The sequence below is a fragment of the Streptomyces sp. NPDC054866 genome, assembly GCF_053610745.1.
Genome location: NZ_JBSGZA010000003.1, coordinates 674,979 through 692,667 on the forward strand (window position 1 = coordinate 674,979; position 17,689 = coordinate 692,667).

The window sequence follows — 17,689 nt, forward strand, 5'->3', positions numbered from 1 at the left end:
GTGAGCGTCGCATTCGACGTGCAGGGCATCGGCATCACCGAGCTCGCCGAGGAGTTCGGCACCCCCCTCTATCTGTACGACGGCGGGGAGATCACCAGCCGCTTCCAGGGGCTGCGCGAGCAACTGCACCCGGCCCTCGAGGTCTTCTACTCCCTCAAGGCCAACCCCAACATCTCCATCTGCTCCCTGCTGTACCGCTGCGGTGCGCGGGCCGAGGTGTCCTCGCTGACCGAGCTGGCGACGGCGCGCCGCGCGGGTGTCGCGCCGCGCGACATCATCTTCCTCGGCCCGGGCAAGAGCCGCGCCGAGCTGGCCGCCTGCCTGGACGAGGACATCCACGCCATCGTCTGCGAGTCCCTCGGCGAGCTGGCCCTGATCGACGAGGTGGCGCGCGAGCGCGGCGTACAGGCGCGGGTCGCGCTGCGCGTCAACCCGAGCTTCTCCGTGAAGGGTTCGGGCCTGACGATGGGCGGCAAGCCCCGCCAGTTCGGCATCGACGAGGAGCAGCTGCTCGCCGAGGACTCCGGGCTCGCGGCCCGCTACCCCGGCGTACGCCTCATGGGCGTACAGGTCTATCTGGGCACGCGCATCCTCGGCGAGGAAACCGTCGTCGAAAACACCCGGCGCATCCTCGACCTGGCCGAACGCATCTCGGCGCACCTCGACTTCCCGCTGGAGACGGTCGACGTCGGCGGCGGTCTCGGCATCGCCTACTTCGACAACGAGAAGGACCTGGACCTCGCGGAGCTCACCACCCGGCTCAACCCGCTCATCGAGGACTTCACGGGCCGTCACCCCGACACCCGCATGATCATGGAGCTGGGCCGCTTCCTCGTCGCCGCGTCCGGCACCTATGTGACGCGCGTGCGCTACACGAAGACGTCGATGGGCGAGAACTTCGCGGTCACCGACGGCGGCACCAACCACCACATGGCGGCGGTCGGCATCGGTTCGTACGTGAAGCGGAACTTCCCGATGTCCGCCCTGGAGCGCGTCGACGAGCCGACGACCGAGCCCTGGCACATCACGGGGCCGCTGTGCACGCCGAACGACGTCGTCGGCAAGAAGGTGCCGATGCCGCCGCTGCGGGCCGGGGAGCTCGTGGGCGTGCACCGGTCCGGCGCGTACGGGCCGACGGCGTCGCCGGTGCACTTCCTCAGCCACGGCTATCCGGCGGAAGTGATGGTCCTGGACGGACAGGCGCACCTGATCCGCGAGCGGGACGACGTCGAGGTGATGCTCGGGCGGCAGCGCCTCTACGAGCCCAGCGGCACCGACGAGAACTGAAATCCACTGACCGGCCTTCGCCGGTCGGCACTGAACAAGGAGACCAGCATGACCGAGAACACCGCAGTCGTCGTGGGCGGCCCGGAGCGCGAGCGGTACGTGGACGCCGTCCGCAAGGGCCTGTCGGAGGTCCTGAACAAGGACGTGTCCGAGGCGAACGAGGGGGTGCGGCTCTTCGACGAGCTGGGCCTCGACTCCAGCAGCGCGCTCGAACTGCTCATCACCATCGAGGAGATCCTCGACGTGCAGTTCGACGCCGACGAGCTGGAGATGACGCACTTCGAGACGGTGGGATCCCTCGCCGACTTCGTCGCCGCGGATGCGAGCGCCTAGGCATGTTCCGCACGACTGCGCCCGTGCGGCGCTCCGGTGCGGCGGCGGACCCCCCGGGGCCCGTGCCCCGGGTGGTACGGGCCGCGCGCCACACCGCGCCGGGGCCGGGCGTGCCGTACGAGCCGGTGGCCTCGCGTGAGGAGTTCTTCCGCGAGATGGGTGCCCCCTACGGGGCGGAATTCGACCGCGAGGGGTACGCCGCCTCGGGTCGGCGCACCTCTGTGGAGCTTGCGTACGGCGCGCTCGACGCGCTGGGGCCGCTGACCGCGGGGGAGTGCCCCGAGGTGGTCGTGGTCGGGTACGCGTCCCCGGACTTCGACCACGCCGAGCTGGTCGCGTCCTGTCTCAAGCAGCGGCTCCCGGGCGAGCCCCTGTCGTTCGCCCTGTCCGACCAGGGTGTCATCGCGCCGTTCAGTGCGCTGCGGGTGGCGTCGGAGTACGCCAGGCGCTGCGGCTTCCGGCGCCTGCTCCTGATGGTCGTGGACCAGAGCACGCAGCCGTTCGCCGTGCCGGACGCCGGGCAAACCCCCGTACGCGAGGACGTGGCGGTGGCCCTGCTCATCGACTGGGACGGCGGCGGGAACGCCGTGCCGGGCATGGCGCACGGCCGGCCGTCGGCCGGGGTGTTCGCGGCGTGGGACGCGGCGGTCGACGTCGTGGCGGGGGCGGGGCTCACCGGCGGCGGGGCTGCTCCCGAACTCCCGGTGTACGACGGGACCTTGACGGAGGCCGAGCCCGGACAGCCGTGCACGGGTGTCTGGACGGCTCTCCTCGGAGCACCGGCCGGGGCCCGGCACACGGTCGTGGCCGACTACGACCGGGAACGGGATTTCCTGGCCTATTGCACGCTGGACATGGGGGAGTTGGAGACGGATGACGGGTTCTGCACAGGCGCGTGAGCACTGGCGGGAGGCGCGGGTCAACGCGCGTGCGGACGGGCTTGTTCCCGCGCTGACGCTGCTGGGCCGCGCCTTCTCCACCAAGGTGCCGCCGCGCGGCCCGCGCGGGCATGCCGTGCTGCCGAAGGAACTGCTCGACGAGTTCGCCGCGATGGAGGCCGAGGCGGACGCCGAGAGCGGGAGCAGGAGTGGGAGCGCGAGCGGCGAGGACGGGCCGATGCCCGGCCTCGCCGTGCTGCGGCCCGGCGAGGGTGCCGGTACCCGTGCGGGCGCCGGTGAGCCGTCGGCCCGGTCCGACCCCGCGTCCCGCGACTGGAACACCGGTCTGGCCTGGCTGCGGCTCGGGGCGTCCGAACGGCTGCGGGACGCCTGCATCGCCTATCTGGCGGCACGGGAGGTCGAGGGAACCTCGCTGCTCATGCAGCAGATGGTCAAGGGAGCGCTTGCCGACGTCCTCATCGACCACCTGGAGATCGAGGGGGTCCTCGACGACCTCGCCGAAGGCATCGGGCCGTTCGCGCCCCAGGAGCCGATGGACGAGCAGGCGCTCGGCCGCCTTCAGGCGCAGATCACCCAGGCCGACCGGACGCTTCTGCGGCTGCTCGGCGCGCACGGCTTCACGGCGGAGGGCCCCGGCATGACGGCCCACGCCTCCGAGCTCATCGCCGACGCGTACTGCGGGGCGCAGCACGTGCGCGCTGCCGGTGAACGGGCCGACGGGGCCGGCGAGAACGAGAACGACGACGAGAACGACAAGAGGTACTTGTGATCAGCTTGCCCGGTTCGCTCGCCACGACGCACCGGTACGTGCGGAACTGGGCCGAGGACCTGCGGGCGGGCGCCCTGGAGCTCGACCGGGACCCGGAGGCGATCCACCGGCACCTGGACCTGCCCGCCGTACGTTTCCTCGCCGGGCACGAAGTACCGCCCGACTGGGACCGGTCGGGCCCGGAGGCGGGCAGCGGACCCGCGCACGGTCTCGCCACGCTCGAGCGGGTCCTGGTGAGCGAGGAGCTGGCGCGCGGCGACGCCGGGATGATGCTGGCCTCGCCCGGAGCCTCGATGTGCGGGGTGCTCCTGAGCATCCTGGGCAGCCAGGAGCAGCGGGACTGGGTGTACGGCAGGCTCGCCGAGCGTCCCCGCTGGACCTGCTTCGCCCTGACCGAGCCCGAACGCGGCTCCGCCATCGGGGAGATGACCACCACTCTGACCCCGGTGGGGGACGGTTCGTACGTACTCGACGGCGTGAAGCGGTACGTCGGCAACGCCGCGCGCGCCGACGTCGGTGCGGTCTTCGCGCGCGTCGCGGGCACCGACCGGCTCGGTGTCATGGCCGTACTCGTCGACACCGCCGACCACGGCTTCCACGCCGAGCCGCTGCCCACGGTCGGGCTGCGCGGCGTGCAGCTCACGCACATCAGGCTCGACTCGGTCCGGGTGCCCGCCGAGCGGGTGCTCGGCGCCCATCTCCCGCCGACGCGCCGTGGCATGTGGAGCATCGTCGCCGTCTTCAACCAGCTGCGTCCGAGCGTCGCCGCGATCGCCATCGGCATCGCCCGCGCCGCCCATGAGTACGTGGCCGAGCACCGGCGGGAGCTTCGGGGCGCGGAGCGCGAGCTGTTCGACGCGCTCGGCCAACGGATCGATGCCGCACGGCAGTTGACGTACCGAGCCGCTCTCGCCGTGGACGCGAGGCCCTCCGCCGGCCATCTCGCGTCGGCCGCGAAGGCCCGCGCGTGCGAGCTCGCGGAGGACGTGACGATGCGCTCGCTCGGCTTCTTCGGGCCCGGTGCCCGCCTCGACCACCCGCTCCTGGACAAGCTCGCCAGGGACGCGCGCGGCGTGGAGTTCATGGAGGGGACGCGGACCATCCAGAAGCTCAATCTCTTCCAGGGGCTCCACACGGGAAAGGTGGGGCGGCCTTGAGCACGGCAGAGGTCGTACGCGACACGGACCAGGTCGAGGTCTGGCAGATCCCGCTCGACGGCGGGGGCGGCGGGCCCCACGCGGACCTGGCCTCCTTCGAGGATCTTCTCGACGACGGCGAGGCGGCCCGCGCCCGCCGTGGGCAACGCCCGGGAATGCGGCGCCGTTTCGTGATCGCGCACGCCGCCGCCCGGATCATCATCGGCGAGCGGCTCGGCCGTGCGCCGGCTTCGGTGCGCATCACGCGTGGCCGCTGGGGCAAGCCGGTCGTCGCGGGCGTGGAGCAGCCGCACTTCAGCCTGTCGCACTCGGGGGAGATGGCCCTGCTCGCGCTGGCGCCACGGCCCGTCGGGGTGGACGTGGAACTGGCCCGCGCGAGCCTGGACGTCATGCGCCTGGCCCGCCGCTTCTTTCCCGAAGAGGAAAGGGAGTTGGTGGAACGCGGCGGCCACGACGCCTTCACCCGGCTGTGGACGAGAAAGGAAGCCTGTGTGAAAGCCGCGGGCGGCCGGCTCACGCAGGGCATGGGACTTCCCGTCGCCCACACCGGGCCACAGGCCACCACACGCCAACCGGGCGCACTTCCCGGTCCATGGAGAGTGGCCGATCTGTTACTTCCCGAGGGGTATGCGGGGGCCGTCGCGATGCTGGGCGACGGCCCCTTCAATGTGTCGCGGCGGATGTGGTATCCAATGCTGCAGGAAAACCCCCGAGTCGAGCGGAACCGGTGGGATGTCAAGTAGAAGAAACTCCCCCTGGTTTCGGAGTACTTGTACCCGTGATCGCGTGCCGGAGCGTCACTAGATTTATGAACGTTAAGAGCACGCGGTAAAGCACTGGCCGATAGACATTTCTGTGGTCAGACCTGTGTCCCGCGCACCTGGGCATTTCATTTGAGGAGGGGAAGTAATCGTGGGAAGCAGGAACCTGATCACCAGGGCTGCTCGGTGGAGCGCAGTCCATCCCTGGCTGGCGATGTCGCTCTGGGTGGTCTTCGTCGTGGGGGCCCTGGTGGTCGGGGGCATGACGGGCACCCGGAACGCCACCGAATCGGACCTGGCCATCGGACAGTCCGGCCGGTCGGCCGAGATCGCCAAGAGCGGCGGTCTGAAGAGCAGTGCGATGGAGAACGTCCTGGTCACGCCCTACCAAGGCAACCTGGACATGGACAAGGCGCGCGCCGCGGCCAAGGACACCGTGGCCGAGCTGAAGGGCCTCAAGGGCATCGCGTCGATCGGTGAGCCCGTGGCGGCGCCCGACCGCTCCGCACTGCTGGTCCCGGTGACTCTCAAGGGCGACCCCGAGACCGCGGCCGACCGGGTGCAGCCGCTGCTCGACAAGGTGGACAAGGCCCGCCAGGCCCACACCGACGTACGCGTCGAACTCGTCGGCGCCGGCTCCATCAAGGCCGGCCTCAACGACATGCTGGGCAAGGACCTCGGCAGGGCGACCGGCCTGAGCCTGCCGGTGACGCTGCTCGTCATGGTCTTCGTCTTCGGTGCGATCGTCGCGGCGAGCGTCCCCGTCATCCTGGGCATCTCGTCGGTGCTCGCCGGCCTCGGCCTGTGGGGCGTCGCCTCCCAGCTCGTGCCCGACCCGGGCCCGGTGACCCACATCATCGTCCTGATGGGCATGGCCATCGGCGTCGACTACTCGCTCTTCTACCTCAAGAGGCAACGCGAGGAACGCGCACTCGGCGCCAACAACGTCGACGCCATCGAGATCGCCGCGGCCACGTCGGGCCACTCGGTGATGGTCTCCGGCCTGGTCGTCATGGTGTCCATGGGCGCGCTCTACCTCGCGGGACACGTCGCCTTCGAGTCGATGGCGACCGGCGCGGTGCTCGTCGTCGCCATCGCGATGCTCGCCTCGCTGACCGTACTGCCCGCCATGCTGTCCAAGTTCGGCCGCTTCCTGGACAAGCCGCGTGTGCCGCTGCTGTGGCGCCTCTCGCGGGGCGGCGTCAAGCCCCGCCTGTGGTCGGCGATGCTCAAGCCGTCCCTGCGCCACCCGGTCATCGCCCTCGTCCTGTCCGTCGGCGCGCTCCTTCTCCTCGCGGTGCCCGCCCTCGACCTGAAGCTCAAGGCCACGGGCATCGATGACCTGCCCAAGTCGATCCCTGCGATGCAGGCCAACGACCGTCTGACGAAGTCCTTCCCGAGCCAGGCGGACACCCACACCGTCGCGGTGAAGGTCCCGGGCGGACAGACCGAGGAGCTGCGCGCCGCCGTGACCGAGCTGGTCGACCGCGCCCTGCGCGACGACCTCTTCACGCACACCCCGCCGCCCGAGACCCGGGTGTCGAAGGACGGCCAAGTCAGCACCATCGCCATCGGCACGCGCTTCAACAGCAGTTCGGTGAAGGCACAGGAGTCCCTGACCAAGCTGCGTGAGGACATCGCGCCGAAGACGGTCGGCAAGATCGAGGGCGCCGAATTCGCGGTCGGCGGCAGCGACGTGGCGTACGACGTGGACTACCGCGCGAACGTCGTCGAGAAGATGCCCTGGGTGCTCGGTGTCGCGCTGCTCCTGACCTTCCTGGTCATGGCCTTCGCCTTCCGGTCGGTCGTGCTCGCCCTGATCACCGTGGTCCTCAACGTCATCTCCGCCGCCGCGTCGTTCGGCCTGCTCGCCCTGATCTTCCAGCGGACCTGGGCCGAGGGCATCCTCAACTTCGAGTCCACGGGCCGGGTGGTGGCCTGGCTGCCGCTGATGCTCTTCGTGATCCTGCTCGGCCTCTCGATGGACTACCACGTCTTCGTGGTCAGCCGGATCAGGGAGGCGGCCCGCGGCGGGCTCTCCATCCGGGACGCCGTCGAGCAGGGCATCACGCGCACGGCGGGCGTCGTGACCAGCGCCGCCGTGGTGATGGTCTCCGTGTTCGCCCTGCTCGCCTCGCTGAGCTTCATCGAGATGAAGCAGATGGGCGTGGGCATGGCGTGCGCGGTGCTCCTTGACGCCACGCTCATCCGGATCGTCGTCCTGCCCGCGGTGGTCATGTTGCTCGGCTGGAAGACCTGGTGGCCCTCGCGGCTCTGCCAGCAGGACGAGGCGAAGCCGCTCCGGATGCCGGCCGCGGTGTCGGAGCGGATGCCGGTTCCGTAGCGGTTCGCAGGCTTCTCCGAGGTTTTCCGTGTGGCTGCGGGGACGGGCAACAGCCCGTCCCCGCAGCCACTTTTTGGGTTCGGCACCTGAACGCATCTGTGCGTTCTATGTGCGCAACTTGTAACTCCTGTGGCGAAAGTTGTGAGAGTTGTATACTCGCCCGTGCGTTCGCCGGGGGGGTGCAGGAGTCGACCGCAGCCGACCTTTTTCGTCGTCCAGCAACTTCCCGGAGTGAGTGCAACGGGGGTTACGGGCGACCAGGGGGAGTGGCTCATGGGTGGCGACGGCGGCCTGCCATTGCGGCGTTGGCAGACCGAGCTTGACCGCGTCGGAGAACTCTCCGAACGGGAGATGCAGGTTTTCGTGTTACTGGCGGCCGGACTATCCAATCGTTCCATTTCCGTTCACCTGCATGTGACGGAACGCACGGTGAAGGCGCATGTCGCGGGGATTCTGGCCAAACTGGAAGTGGAATCCCGTCTTCAGGTCGGCCTGGTGGCCCAGGCGCATCAGCTCATGTACGAAAGTACAATGCGAAACCGGCCAGATGTGGACGATAATTGAGCAGCGCGAAAAACTCTCAGGTTTGCCACGCTTCAGGCTGGGCGGAATGCGTTGACCGCCATTCTGTACACCCTGCCTGAGGCGTGACTTGGGGGCTTGTGCCTGAAGTTTATGGGTAGGGACGGGGACTTGGTGTACATCTCAATATTGGGCCCGCTGCTGATGGGGGACGGTCGCAATACCGTTGGTCTGCGGGCCAAGAAAAACCGTGTGATGCTCGCGATGCTGGCCCTGAACCCGGGGCATGTGGTCGCCTTCGACGAGTTGATCGACGAACTGTGGGGTGAGGCCCCGCTCAAAAACGCGCGGAATGCCCTGCAGGCGAACGTCAAGCGCATGCGCAAGTCCCTGGGCGAGCTCGGGCTCGAGGCTCCGGACCAGGTGCTCATCCGTACGGTGGACAACGGCTATGTGCTGGACGCCTCCGAGGACGCCCTGGACGCGTACCGCTTTCTGCGCAAGGCGGAGAAGGGCGCGAGCCTGGTCGCCGAGCGGCCGCACGAAGCCATGGATCTGCTGCGCGAGTCCCTCGCCATGTGGCGGGGTCCTGCCCTGCTCGACGCCAGTGACGGCCCCCGGTGCAGAGCCGTGGCACTGCGCCTCGACGAACAGCGCAAGACCGTGAGGGAAGACCTCATCGCGGCTCAGCTCCAGGCCGGCGAAGCGGGGGTCGTCGTCGCCGAGTTGAAGCAGCTGCTCGCGCAGTATCCGGAACGCGAGCGGTTCAGCGAGCAGTTGATGATCGCTCTGTACCGCTGCGGGCGGCAGTCCGAGGCCGTCGACATCTTCCACCGCACCCGCAAGTGGCTCGACGAGGAGCTGGGGCTCAAGCCGAGCCGCCAGCTGTACGGCCTCTACCAGGCGATCCTGATGCAGGATCCGTCTCTCTGAGATCCCTGGGACCGCGGTTCCGCCCGTAGCGCCGGCAGCTCCCCAGGAGCTGCCGGCGCTACGGCGTTTCAGGCGTTGCCCAGGGCCGCGTCCGTGAGGGCGCCGATGTGCCGGGCGGCCTCGGTGGCGAGCATCTCCTCGTGGCCGCAGGGCACTTCGTGCACGGCGAGCGGCCCGCCCACGTGCGGCAGCCAGCGGCGCGTGAGCTCGGCGACCGGGGCGTCCGGCTCTCCCGTGGCCACGAAGAGTGTCAGCGGGCCGCTGAAGTGTCCGGGCGTGAACTCCCTCGCGATATCGGTGTGATGGCGCATGACCGCCATCAGGCGGTTCAGGTCCTTCTCGCCGATCTCCATGCCCTTGGCGTGGTGTTCGAGGAACGCCGCGCGGATGTCCTCGTCGGAGGGGTTCGGGTCGCTCGGGACCACAGGGAAGACGTCCAGAGCCCCGAGGAACGCGACGCTCTCGCCCGCCTCCTGGAGCTGGACGGCCATCTCGTGGGCGACCAGGCCGCCGAAGGACCAGCCCAGAAGGTGGTAGGGCCCGTGCGGCTGCACCTGCTTGACGCGGTCGATGTACGTGGCCGCGAGCACCGGGATGTCCCGTGGCCGGTCCCAGCCGTCCGGGTCCGCCGCGATGCCGTCGGACTGCAGGGCGTAGACAGGCCGGTCCGCGTCGATGTGCGGGGCGAGCTCCGCGTACGGAAGTCCGAAGCCGACCCCTCCGTGGACGCAGAAGAGGGGCGCGGCGGTGCCGGTGGGCCGGATGGTGAGCAGTGGGTCCGAGGGTGGCGACAGCTCCGATTGCTCCGAGGGCGTGGTGGACCGGGCGGCCGCGGCGAGTGCCGCCACCGTCTTGTGGGTGAAGACGTCGGCCAGTGAGAGCGTGAGCCCGGCCTTCGCGGCGCGGCTGACGATCTGCACCGAGCGCAGGCTGTCCCCGCCGAGGGCGAAGAAGTCCCCGTCGGCGTCGACCTGTTCGAGGCCGAGGATCTCGCAGAAGACGTCTGCCAGAACCTCCTCGTTGGCCGTACGGGGCGCCCGCCCCGGCGACCCGGGGCCGGGCGCCGCGGAGGCGCTCGCCGTGAGGGCCGGGAGAGCGCGGGTGTCGAGCTTGCCGTTCGCCGTCAGGGGCAGTGCGGGCAGGCACACCAGGGACGCGGGCACCATGTGCGCGGGCAGCGACTCGGCGGCATGGGCGCGCAGGACGGGCACGTCGACGGCCGCGACGCCGGACACGGGCACGACGTACCCGGTCAGCTGCTGGGCACCGGTCGGGGACGGCGTGAGGATGACGGCGGCCTGGGCGATCACCGGGTGACGGGCCAGGACGGTCTCGATCTCGCCCGGTTCGATGCGGAAGCCGCGGAGCTTGATCTGGTGGTCGGCGCGGCCCACGTAGTCCAGGGTGCCGTCGGACCGCCACCGTACGAGGTCGCCGGAGCGGTACATGCGGGCCCCGGCAGGCCCGTTCGGGTCGGCGACGAAGCGTTCGGCGGTGGTGACGGGGCGGCCCAGATAGCCCTGGGCGAGGCCCGCTCCGGCGATGTAGAGCTCGCCGGTGACACCGACGGGTGTGGGGGAGAGCGTCGCGTCGAGCACGTACACCCGGAAGTTGTCCAGGGGCCGGCCGATCGGCGGCTTGCCGCCCGGGGCCAGCGGGGCGCTCCAGGTGGCGCAGACCGAGGTCTCGGTCGGGCCGTAGGCGTTGCGCAGCATGCCGCGGGGGGCGAAGCGTTCGACCACGGCGGGTGGGCACGCCTCGCCGCCGACGAGCAGGCACATGTCGTCGGGGAGCACGGCCGTGTCGGGGAAGCCGCCGAGGACGGTGGGCGGCAGGACCGCGTGGTTGACGCAGTGCTCCGTGATCAGGCCCGCAAGGAGTTCTCCGGAGAGCCTGCTGTCGGCGGTGGAGAGGACGAGGGTGCCGCCGGAGTAGAGCGAGGCGCACAGCTCCCAGACGGTGGCGTCGAAGCTGAACGACGCGAACTGCAGGACGCGCGAGCCAGGCCCTGTGCCCAGGTGCGCACGGTGGTTGGCGACCAGGTTGGCCGCACCCTCGTGCGGCACGACGACACCCTTGGGGCGCCCCGTCGAGCCCGATGTGTAGATGACGTACGCGGCGTCCTGCGGGGTCAGCGGCCGGCTCCGGTCGGCGTCCGTGGGGTCGGCGTCCGGCAGGCCGCCGAGGTCGGCCAGGGTCCCGGGGGCGTCGAGGACGAGGGGGGCGGCGCCGCCGGGAAGCGCGGGGAGACGGTCGGCGACCGTCGTGACGGTCAGGACCACGGCGGGCGCCGCGTCCCCGAGCATGTACGCGATGCGGTCGGCCGGGTAGTCCGGGTCGACCGGCAGATAGGCCGCGCCGGCCTTCAGCACGGCGAGCAGGGCGACGACCGTCGTGGCGGACCGGGGAAGGGCCAGGGCGACCACGTCACCCGGTCCGACACCGCGGTGCAGGAGGAGGTGGGCGAGCCGGTTCGCACGGGTGTTGAGTTCGGCGTAGCTGATGTGGGCCGGATCGGTGGGGGCGCGGTCGGGTGCGATCAGCGCCGGGTGGTCCGGGGCCTTGGCCGTGTGGCCTTCGAAGAGGGCGGTGAGGGTGACCGGCGTCCGGGGGACGGGGCGCCCGTTCCAGGCCGTCAGGAGCGTGTCGCGCTCCTCGGGGGTGAGCAGGGCCAGAGTGCTGAGCGGGGCGTCCGGGGTGCGCGCCGCGGAGGCGAGGAGCGTGGCGAGGAGGTCCGCGATGCGGGCCGCCGTCGCCTCCGTGTAGAGGTCCTCGCTGTACTCCAGGAGGATGTCGAGACCGTCGGGGGCGCCGCCCGCGGTCGTCCGCTCCGCCACCTGGAAGGAGAGGTCGAACTTGGCCGTGGTCGTGCCGACCGGTTCGAGCGTGGCCTCCAGGCCCGGCAGGCCCGGCAGCGGGTCCGTGCCGTTCTGGAACGCCAGCATGATCTGGAACAGCGGTTGCCTGGCCATCGATCGCGCCGGGTTGAGCTCCTCGACGAGGTGCTCGAAGGGCAGCTCGGCATGGGCGTACGCCGTCAGATCCCGCTCCCGTACCCGGGAGAGCAGGGTGCTGAACGAGGGGTCGCCGCCGGTGTCGGTGCGCAGGACGAGCGTGTTGACGAAGAAGCCGACCAGGTCGCGGACCGCGTCGTCCGTGCGGCCCGCGACGGGGCTGCCCAGGGGGATGTCGGTGCCCGCGCCCAGGCGGGTCAGGAGCGCGGCGAGCCCGGCCTGGACGGCCATGAAGAGGCTGGCGCCGTTCCGGTGCGCCAGGTCCGTCAGGCGGGCGTGGGTCTCGGCGGGCACCGTGCGGGCGACGTCCTTGCCGCGATGTCCCGCCCGCGCGGGGCGCGGGAAGTCGGTGGGCAGGTCGAGCTCTTCCGGGAGGCCCGCCAACCTCTCGCGCCAGTAAGAGAGTTCCGCCGAGGCGAGGCTGTCCGGGTCGCCCTTGGCGCCGAGCAGTTCGCGCTGCCACAGGGCGTGGTCCGCGTACTGCACGGGGAGCGGTTCCCACTGCGGCGCGGTGCCCGCGAGCCGTGCGCGGTAGGCGTGCGACACATCACGGGCGAGCGGCCCGAGGGACCAGCCGTCGGCGGCGATGTGGTGCAGGGTCAGCGACAGTACGTGACAGTCGTCGGCCAGGGTCAGCAGGCGGGCGCGCAACGGGACTTGGCAGGACAGGTCGAAGCCTTGGGCCGCCTCGGCGGCGAGGGCGTCGGCAAGAGCGCCTTCGCCGGGCAGCCGCACCTGCTCCAGGCGGGCGCCCGCCTCGTCCGCCTCCTCCAGGGAGAGGACCAGCTGGGAGGGGATCCCGTCGGCCTCCGCGAACACGGTGCGCAGGCTCTCGTGCCGGCCGACCACGTCGCGTACCGCCGCCCTCATCGCTCCGGCGTCGAGCGGGCCGGTGAGCCGTACGGCAAGCGGGATGTTGTAGGTGCCCGATGGGCCGTCCATCCGGCTCAGGAACCACAGGCGCTCCTGGGAGTACGAGAGAGGGGCGGAGGCCGAGCGGTGCGCGACGGCGCGCAGGGGCGGGCGGCGGGTGGCCGAAGCGCCGTCGGGTACGGCGGGGTCGTCGGTCCCGGCGGGTGACGCGGGCAGCGTGCGGGACAGGGCCTCCGCCGTGCGGGCGTCGAACAGGGACCGCACCGGGACGTCGACGCCCAGGGCGGCGCGCAGCCGGTTGGTGACGCGGGTCGCGGACAGCGAGTGCCCGCCCAGGGCGAAGAAGTCGTCGTCGGCGCCCACCCGTTCGAGACCGAGCACCTCGGCGAAGACTCCGCACAGCAGCTCTTCCAGCGCCCCCTCCGGCGCCCGGCCGGTTCCCGCCCGTTCGTCGGGCGGCGCGGGCAGCGCCTTGCGGTCGGTCTTTCCGTTCGGGGTCCTCGGCAGCTCGTCCAAGGGAACGTACACGGCAGGGACCATGTGTTCGGGCAACACCGCGGACGCGCGCTCCCGTAGCAATTCGCGGTCGGTCCCTGCCGGTACGACATAGGCGACCAGGCGGGTTTCCCCGCCCCGGTCGGTGCGGGCCGTGACGACGGCCTGCTGGACTCCGGGCTGCGCGCCGAGCACGGACTCGATCTCGCCGAGCTCGATGCGGTAGCCGCGGATCTTGACTTGGTGGTCGCTGCGGCCCGCGTACTCCAGGGCCGAGCCGGTGGCGTCCCAGCGGACCACGTCACCGGTGCGGTACATGCGCGCCCCGTGCGGCGTGAACGGGTCGGCGACGAAGCGCTCCGCGGTCAGACCAGGCCGGTTGAGATAGCCGCGCGCGAGGCCGGACCCGGCGATGTACAGCTCACCGAAGGTGCCGTCGGGGACGGGGCGCAGGGCGCCGTCGAGGACGTACACGCGGGTGTTGGCGAGGGGGCGGCCGATGGGCGGCGGGCCCTGCTCGGCCGGTTCGCCCGCCGGGAGGTGCGCGGCCGTCGACCAGATGGTGGTCTCCGTCGGGCCGTACAGATTGGTCACGGACGCGCAGTGCGCGGTGAGCGCGCGGGCCAGCGGCTCGGGCAGCGCTTCGCCGCCCACCAGGGCTTTTAGGCCGGCCAGTTGAGGCGCGTGGTCGGCGGCGAGCGTCTGCCAGAGGCTGGGCGTGGCCTGCATCAGGGTCGCGCCCGACGCGGTGACGGCCGCGGCGAGGGCGGCGGGGTCACGGACGGTCTCCCGGGAGGCGACGAGCAGTTCGGCGCCGGCCGCGAGCGGCACGAACAGCTCCAGGTTGGCGATGTCGAAGCCGAAGGTCGTGACCGCGAGGAACCGGTCGGCTGACGTCACCGCGAAGCGCCTGCGCATGTCGTCGGCCAGGTTGGTGAGCGCGCCGTGCGGCACGACGACGCCTTTGGGGCGGCCGGTCGAGCCCGAGGTGTAGATCACGTACGCCGGGTGGTCGGCGTGCGGTGCGACGCCGTCCATGGCGGGCAGGCCGTCCGTGACCGGCCGGGCGTCCGGATCGTCGAGGACCCAGAGCCGGCCCGTGTGCGACTCGCCCTCCCCGGTGAGGAGCGCCTGGACGCGGCGATGGGTGAGCGTGACGACCGGGGCCGCGTCCGCCAGCATGTAGCGGATGCGGTCGACGGGGTAGTCGGGGTCGAGCGGGAGGTACGCCGCGCCGGACTTGAGTACGGCGAGGGCGGCGACGACCAGGTCGCAGGAGCGGTCGAGCGCGATGGCCACCACGCGCTCAGGACCCGCGCCCGCCGCGCGCAGGGACCGCGCGAGACGGTCGGCCCTCTCGTGCAGTTCACGGTGGCTTAGGCTCTGCTCGCCGCAGGTGACGGCGGGTGCGTCCGGGGTGCGGGCGGCCCACTGGGAGAGGACGGGTGCGAGCCAGTGCGCGGGCAGGTCCGCGGCGGTCTCGTTGCGCCCGTCGACCAGGTGCGTCCGCTCGGCCCGGTCCAGGACGTCCAGGCGTCCGCAGGGCACGTCGGGCCGGGTGACGGCCGCCTCCAGGAGCCGCGCGAAACGCATCCCGATGCGGAGCGCCTCGGCGCGTGTGACCAGCGCGGGGACGTGGTTGACCGCAAGGCCGAGCGGGGTGCCGGGGAACACCGTGAGGGTCACCGGGAAGTGCGTGGCGGAGCGGATGTCGACGCCGGTCACCTGGGGGCCCGCGTCCGAAGTGACCGGCAGCTGACCCATCGGGTAGTTCTGGAACATCATGACCGTGTCGAAGAGTTCGCCGCGCACCGAGCTGAGCTGCTGGACCTCCGCCAGGGTCAGGTGCTCGTGCGGGAGCAGGTCGGCCTGGCTCCGCTGTACGTCGGCGAAGAGGTCGGCCGGTGTACGGGACGGATCGACGTGCACCCGCACGGGAAGCGTGTTGGCGAACAGGCCCACCATGTTCTCGACGTCCGGGATCTGCGCCGGCCTGCCCGACGTCACGGCGCCGAACAGCACGGTGTCCTGACCCGTGAGCCGGGAGAGGAGCAGCGCCCAGCAGCCCTGGACCACCGAGTTGACGGTCAGACCCCGGCTGCGGGCGAACTGCGCAAGCGCCGCCGAGACTTCGGGCGTGACGTCGATGGGGACCGGCTGGGGCAGCGCCCCCCGGCCCGCGGCGACGCTGCCGCTCGGGCCCGCGGCCGGGATGAGCCGCGTCGGCTCCGCCACGCCCGCGAGGGCATGCGTCCAGGCCCGCCGGGCGGCGTCCTTGTCCTGTGCGCCGAGCCAGGACAGGTGGGCCTGATAGGGGGCGGAGGGGGCGGGCTCCTTCCGTACGTCCAGCCCGGGGCCGGACATCAACTGTGCGGCCACAGTTGCCAGTTCGCGAGTCAGGGTCGCCATCGACCAGCCGTCCACCAGGATGTGGTGGACCGTCCACACCAGACGGCAGCGCCCACCGCCCGCCCTGATCAGGGTGAAGCGGTGCAGGGGCGGACGGGACAGGTCGAAGCGAAGCAGGCGGTCCTCCTCCGCCACGCGGTAGAGGTCCTCCGCGGTGGCCCGTCCGCCATCGGCGCCGGTCACCTCGACCTCGCGCCACGGAGGCTCCACCGAGGTGGGCACCACCTGGATCGCCTCGCCGTTCTTGCGGTGCCGGAAGCAGGCCCTCAGATTCGGATGCCGCTCAAGGAGCACGCCCGCCGCGCCGCGCAGGGCCGTGGCATCGGCGTCGGTCATTCCCTCGAAGTCGACCACCAGCTGAATGGTGTAGACATCCGTCCCCTCACGGTCGTACTCCGAAAGGAAGAGCAGGCCCTGTTGGAGCGGTGAGAGCGGAAGGACTTCACTGATGGCGGATGGCCGATTCAAGCCGTGCTCCCCAAGGAAGGGCTGGATGCGCATAACTGGCTGTGCGCAAAGCCGGATGGGCGTATACCTGGCTGGGCGTAAAGCTGGCCGGGTGTAAAGAGAGACGATTTCTCATCGCGCTGACGCTCAACTGACCGGCAACTGACGGACCGCTGACGCACCCCCTGGTGGACCCCCTGGTGGCGCGGCCGGAACCGGGCGCCCCGGCCCCGTCAGCAGTCCGTCAGCACCTCGTCAGCGCACGGCGCGAGTCTTATGGCGAGGCTAATTCGTTGCCGAAGGCCAGGAGTCCTCAGTGCCGGTTATATCCGCGTCGCATGAATTCGATGTCAGCGACCTCTTTGTGAATCTGCAGCCGTTCTTCGGTCGCCGTCTCTTTCTGAAGGTCGAGGGATTCAACTTCGCCGGATCCATCAAGCTGAAGGCCGCCCGCGAGATGGTCGCCCAGGCGGAGGCCGCCGGCAGGCTCGGTCCTGGCTCGACCCTGGTGGAGTCCTCGTCCGGGAACATGGGCGTCGCCCTGAGCCTGCTCGCCGCCAACAGGGGCTTCAAGTTCCTCTGCGTGACCGACTCCCGGTGCAACGCCGTGACCCGGCGCACCATGGAGTCCCTGGGCGCCGAGGTCCACGTCATCACCGAGCCCCACGAGACCGAGGGCTTCCTCGGCGCGCGGATCCGCCACGTCAAGGCGCTGCTCGCCGCCGACGACAAGAAGGTCTGGCTCAATCAGTATCTGAGCCCGGGCAACTGGATGGCCCACTACCGGACCACGGCGCCGGCCATCGCCCGGCAGTTCCCCGACCTGAACGTGCTGTTCATCGGCGCGGGCACCACGGGGACCCTGATGGGCTGCGCCCGCTACTTCCGTGAGCGCCGCCCCTCGGTGCGGGTGGTCGCCGTGGACAGCGTCGGCTCCGTCACCTTCGGCGGCCCCTCCGCCACCCGGCACATCCCGGGCCTCGGCACCAGCGTGCGGCCCGCGCTCCTCGACGAGTCCCTGGTCGACGCCATCGTGCACATCCCGGAGGCGGAAACCGTCCGCACCTGCCGCGACCTCATGCGGGGCGGATTCTCCTTCGGCGGCTCCACCGGAACCGTCGTCGCCGGCGCGCTCCGCTGGCTCTCCGAGCAGTACGGGGACGGTGCCGGAGGCGCGCGCGACCAGGTGACCGCCGTGACCATCTCACCGGACCTGGGCGAGCGCTACATGGAGACCGTCTACCACGACGAATGGGTACGGAATTCGCTCGGCGCCGAAAGCCTCCTGGCGAGCGCGAGCGCGAGCGCGGGTTCGGGCGAGGGCGCGGGAACGGGAGCGGAATTCGCCGCAGGAGTCGAAGCCGTTTCCGGCTGAGCGGCGGCAGTGGTTCGAGTGGTTCGACAGTTGGGGCGGGGCTGAGGCTGACGATGACGGAGAGCAAAGCG

At 71.0% G+C, this 17,689-nt stretch carries 11 protein-coding genes; 10 read left to right on the plus strand and 1 reads right to left on the minus strand.

Features of this window, described 5'->3' with window-relative positions:
- The 9 genes from ACWGI2_RS18530 to ACWGI2_RS18570 all read left to right on the plus strand — a co-directional run bounded on the left by ACWGI2_RS18530 (nucleotide 1) and on the right by ACWGI2_RS18570 (nucleotide 9,005).
- Complete coding sequence (locus ACWGI2_RS18530; protein WP_453696338.1) at nucleotides 1–1,287, plus strand: type III PLP-dependent enzyme; 1,287 nt, start codon at nucleotides 1–3, stop codon at nucleotides 1,285–1,287.
- A gap of 48 nt (nucleotides 1,288–1,335) precedes the next feature.
- On the plus strand, nucleotides 1,336–1,620 hold the full coding sequence (locus ACWGI2_RS18535; RefSeq protein WP_453397149.1) for an acyl carrier protein: 285 nt from the start codon (nucleotides 1,336–1,338) through the stop codon (nucleotides 1,618–1,620).
- 2 nt (nucleotides 1,621–1,622) lie between these two features.
- Complete coding sequence (locus tag ACWGI2_RS18540; protein WP_453696340.1) at nucleotides 1,623–2,519, plus strand: hypothetical protein; 897 nt, start codon at nucleotides 1,623–1,625, stop codon at nucleotides 2,517–2,519.
- Nucleotides 2,494–3,288 (plus strand): hypothetical protein, encoded by a 795-nt coding sequence (locus ACWGI2_RS18545; protein ID WP_453696341.1) that lies wholly within the window; start codon nucleotides 2,494–2,496, stop codon nucleotides 3,286–3,288. Before ACWGI2_RS18540 ends, ACWGI2_RS18545 begins: the two co-directional genes overlap by 26 nt.
- Nucleotides 3,285–4,445, plus strand: coding sequence for an acyl-CoA dehydrogenase family protein (locus ACWGI2_RS18550; protein ID WP_453696343.1), 1,161 nt, complete (start codon nucleotides 3,285–3,287; stop codon nucleotides 4,443–4,445). The genes ACWGI2_RS18545 and ACWGI2_RS18550 overlap by 4 nt, the downstream gene beginning before the upstream one ends.
- Nucleotides 4,442–5,188: a 4'-phosphopantetheinyl transferase family protein gene (locus ACWGI2_RS18555; RefSeq protein ID WP_453696345.1), complete on the plus strand. Its 747-nt coding sequence runs from the start codon at nucleotides 4,442–4,444 to the stop codon at nucleotides 5,186–5,188. Before ACWGI2_RS18550 ends, ACWGI2_RS18555 begins: the two co-directional genes overlap by 4 nt.
- Nucleotides 5,189–5,357: 169 nt before the next feature.
- Nucleotides 5,358–7,550 carry an MMPL family transporter gene (locus ACWGI2_RS18560; protein WP_453696347.1) on the plus strand — a complete coding sequence of 731 codons (2,193 nt, stop codon included), beginning with the start codon at nucleotides 5,358–5,360 and terminating at the stop codon, nucleotides 7,548–7,550.
- A gap of 273 nt (nucleotides 7,551–7,823) precedes the next feature.
- Nucleotides 7,824–8,114 carry a helix-turn-helix domain-containing protein gene (locus tag ACWGI2_RS18565; protein ID WP_453696348.1) on the plus strand — a complete coding sequence of 97 codons (291 nt, stop codon included), beginning with the start codon at nucleotides 7,824–7,826 and terminating at the stop codon, nucleotides 8,112–8,114.
- Nucleotides 8,115–8,276: 162 nt separating this feature from the next.
- Nucleotides 8,277–9,005, plus strand: a complete 729-nt coding sequence (locus ACWGI2_RS18570) for an AfsR/SARP family transcriptional regulator (protein ID WP_453696767.1) — start codon at nucleotides 8,277–8,279, stop codon at nucleotides 9,003–9,005.
- A gap of 68 nt (nucleotides 9,006–9,073) precedes the next feature.
- Here the strand turns inward: ACWGI2_RS18570 and ACWGI2_RS18575 are convergent, their stop codons facing one another.
- Entirely contained in the window at nucleotides 9,074–16,264 is a 7,191-nt protein-coding gene (locus ACWGI2_RS18575) for an amino acid adenylation domain-containing protein (RefSeq protein WP_453696349.1), read from the minus strand.
- 295 nt (nucleotides 16,265–16,559) lie between these two features.
- Here ACWGI2_RS18575 and sbnA point away from each other — a divergent pair, with 295 nt between their 5' ends.
- Entirely contained in the window at nucleotides 16,560–17,618 is a 1,059-nt protein-coding gene (gene sbnA, locus ACWGI2_RS18580) for a 2,3-diaminopropionate biosynthesis protein SbnA (RefSeq protein WP_453696351.1), read from the plus strand.
- Nucleotides 17,619–17,689: the final 71 nt, after the last annotated feature.